Origin of the sequence: Christiangramia echinicola DSM 19838, from assembly GCF_000423065.1 — a bacterium.
Classification (GTDB): domain Bacteria; phylum Bacteroidota; class Bacteroidia; order Flavobacteriales; family Flavobacteriaceae; genus Christiangramia; species Christiangramia echinicola.
This window is the reverse complement of record NZ_AUHG01000006.1, coordinates 1-3,810: the sequence shown is the minus strand read 5'-3', so window position 1 is coordinate 3,810 and position 3,810 is coordinate 1. Positions and strand designations below refer to the sequence as shown.

The following is a 3,810-nucleotide window of genomic DNA, read 5'->3' as shown; positions in this document are numbered from 1 at the left end:
GGGACAGAGGGCAGCTACCCCGCGAGGGGATGCGAATCTTCAAACCCTATCACAGTTCGGATCGCAGTCTGCAACTCGACTGCGTGAAGCTGGAATCGCTAGTAATCGCATATCAGCCATGATGCGGTGAATACGTTCCCGGGCCTTGTACACACCGCCCGTCAAGCCATGGAAGCCGGGGGTACCTGAAGTCCGTCACCGTAAGGAGCGGCCTAGGGTAAAACTGGTAACTGGGGCTAAGTCGTAACAAGGTAGCCGTACCGGAAGGTGCGGCTGGAACACCTCCTTTCTAGAGCTTTGTACCTATATGGTACAAGCGACAATTAGTAAGGGAAGTTCAGCTAAGACCGCTTTGGTCTTGATTCTTATCGTCAATTCGATTATTATATATAGTACTACGTATAGAGTATTAAGTATTGAGAACAGGTTTTAAATTTGACTCATTACTCATTACTAGCTACTACCTACTATAGGGACAGTCTCATAGCTCAGCTGGTTAGAGCGCTACACTGATAATGTAGAGGTCGGCAGTTCGAGTCTGCCTGAGACTACTTGAAAGAGTAAGCCATCAGGTTTATAGACGTTCATTTGAAATAACTAAAGGAAATTTTAGAGGTTGAGTAGCCGTTATAAGTACTGTTAACTAATAACTGTTAACTGATCACTGAAAAATGGGGGATTAGCTCAGCTGGCTAGAGCGCCTGCCTTGCACGCAGGAGGTCATCGGTTCGACTCCGATATTCTCCACGATTCCTAGAGATAGAATGGGTATAGTTTTTACAAACAACCAGGAAACATGAGTTTTTTTAGTTTGTAGGATCATCGAAGTTTTATTGTTATACGGGAAAAAAGTTCATTGACATATTGAGAAACAAAGAATACGAGAACACTATTAGATAGAAATATTTAATATAAGTAATACATTATAATACTTCTAACTGAGCAATCAGTTAGATTAGAGCATTAAGCAAAGCGCATACAAGCTAGATAAGGGCGTATGGGGAATGCCTAGGCTCTCAGAGGCGATGAAGGACGTGATAAGCTGCGAAAAGTCGTGGGGATTGGCACATACAAATTGATCCGCGAATATCCGAATGGGGCAACCCGGCATATTGAAGATATGTCATCCGCAAGGAAGCAAACCCGGAGAACTGAAACATCTAAGTACCCGGAGGAAGAGAAAACAATAGTGATTGCGCTAGTAGCGGCGAGCGAACGCGCAGTAGCCCAAACCAATGAGTTTACGGACTTATTGGGGTTGTAGGACCACAATATTGTTTGTACAAGGAATTAGAACAAGTTGGAAAGCTTGGCCATAGACGGTGACAGCCCGGTATAGAAAACTTCGTATAAAACATAGTGGTATCCTGAGTAGTGCGGGGCACGTGAAACCCTGTATGAATCCGGCGGGACCATCCGCCAAGGCTAAATACTCCTGAGAGACCGATAGTGAACCAGTACCGTGAGGGAAAGGTGAAAAGAACCCTGAATAAGGGAGTGAAATAGATCCTGAAACCATACGCTTACAAGCGGTCGGAGCCCCTTCGTGGGGTGACGGCGTGCCTTTTGCATAATGAGCCTACGAGTTACCGTTGCCAGCAAGGTTAAGCAGTTCAGCTGTGGAGCCGTAGCGAAAGCGAGTCTGAATAGGGCGCTTTAGTTGGTAGTGGTAGACGCGAAACCGTGTGATCTACCCTTGGGCAGGTTGAAGCTGTGGTAACACATAGTGGAGGACCGAACCCGTTGACGTTGAAAAGTCTTGGGATGACCTGAGGGTAGGGGTGAAAGGCCAATCAAACTCGGAAATAGCTCGTACTCCCCGAAATGCATTTAGGTGCAGCGATATAGTTAGTTTTATAGAGGTAGAGCTACTGATTGGATGCGGGGGCTTCACCGCCTACCAATTCCTGACAAACTCCGAATGCTATAAAATGATGCATATCAGTGAGGGCATGGGTGCTAAGGTCCATGTCCGAGAGGGAAAGAACCCAGACCATCAGCTAAGGTCCCAAAATATATGTTAAGTTGAAGAAACGCGGTTGAACTGCCCAGACAGCTAGGATGTTGGCTTGGAAGCAGCCATTCATTTAAAGAGTGCGTAACAGCTCACTAGTCGAGCGGTTCGGCATGGATAATAATCGGGCATAAACATATTACCGAAGCTATGGACTTACAGTTTACTGTAAGTGGTAGGGGAGCATTGTAACAGAGATGAAGGTGAGTCGCGAGGCTTGCTGGATCGGTTACAAAAGAAAATGTAGGCATAAGTAACGATAATGCAGGCGAGAAACCTGCACACCGAAAGACTAAGGTTTCCTCAGCTATGCTAATCAGCTGAGGGTTAGTCGGGACCTAAGGCGAACCCGAAAGGGGTAGTCGATGGACAAGCAGTTAATATTCTGCTACTTGCCCCACGTTAAAGCGGACGGAGGCGTAAATTTGGTGCGTACTGACGGAATAGTACGTTGAAGGGAGTGGTAACACCCCGATAGTACACAAAAGCTACGGCCGGAGTGATAATCCAGAGGAGCGACTTCCAAGAAAAGCGAGTGGAGGCAACCCGTACCCTAAACCGACACAGGTAGTTGGGATGAGAATTCTAAGGTGCTCGAGAGATTCATGGCTAAGGAACTAGGCAAAATTGGCCCGTAACTTCGGGAGAAGGGTCGCCCCCCTTATGGGGGGGCCGCAGTGAAAAGATCCAGGCGACTGTTTATCAAAAACACAGGGCTCTGCTAAATCGAAAGATGACGTATAGGGCCTGACACCTGCCCGGTGCTGGAAGGTTAAGGGGAGATGTTAGCTTCGGCGAAGCATTGAACTGAAGCCCCAGTAAACGGCGGCCGTAACTATAACGGTCCTAAGGTAGCGAAATTCCTTGTCGGGTAAGTTCCGACCTGCACGAATGGTGCAACGATCTGGATACTGTCTCAGCCATGAGCTCGGTGAAATTGTAGTATCGGTGAAGATGCCGATTACCCGCTGTGGGACGAAAAGACCCCGTGCACCTTTACTATAGCTTAGTATTGACTTTGAACAAGTGATGTGTAGGATAGGTAGGAGACTTTGAAGCTGCATCGCCAGGTGTGGTGGAGTCGTTGTTGAAATACTACCCTTTACTTGTTTAGAGCCTAACTTCCAATGGAAGGACAGTGCTTGGTGGGTAGTTTGACTGGGGTGGTCGCCTCCAAAAGAGTAACGGAGGCTTCTAAAGGTTCCCTCAGCACGCTTGGTAACCGTGCGTAGAGTGCAATGGCAAAAGGGAGCTTGACTGAGAGACATACAGGTCGATCAGGTACGAAAGTAGAGCATAGTGATCCGGTGACACCGCATGGAAGGGTCATCGCTCAAAGGATAAAAGGTACGCCGGGGATAACAGGCTGATCTCCCCCAAGAGCTCACATCGACGGGGGGGTTTGGCACCTCGATGTCGGCTCGTCACATCCTGGGGCTGGAGAAGGTCCCAAGGGTTGGGCTGTTCGCCCATTAAAGTGGCACGCGAGCTGGGTTCAGAACGTCGTGAGACAGTTCGGTCTCTATCTACAGTGGGCGTTAGAAATTTGAGTGGACCTGATCCTAGTACGAGAGGACCGGATTGGACGAACCTCTGGTGTATCTGTTGTTCCGCCAGGAGCACTGCAGAGTAGCTACGTTCGGAAGGGATAAGCGCTGAAAGCATATAAGCGCGAAACCCACCACAAGATGAGATTTCTTTAAAGGACCGTGGGAGACTACCACGTTGATAGGCTACAGGTGTAAAGGCAGTAATGTCATAGCCGAGTAGTACTAATACTCCGTAAAGCTTGATGC

Annotated in this window: 2 tRNA genes and 2 rRNA genes; all 4 read left to right on the top strand. The window is 48.1% G+C overall.

From position 1 onward, the window contains the following. A 16S ribosomal RNA gene (locus G530_RS0100405) occupies nucleotides 1-289 on the top strand; the annotation flags it as partial. Between the two features lie 188 nt (nucleotides 290-477). After that, nucleotides 478-551: transfer RNA gene (locus G530_RS0100400), tRNA-Ile, on the top strand. A 122-nt stretch (nucleotides 552-673) separates the two neighbouring features. After that, nucleotides 674-747 (top strand) — tRNA-Ala (locus G530_RS0100395). A gap of 229 nt (nucleotides 748-976) precedes the next feature. Next, a 23S ribosomal RNA gene (locus G530_RS0100390) occupies nucleotides 977-3,810 on the top strand.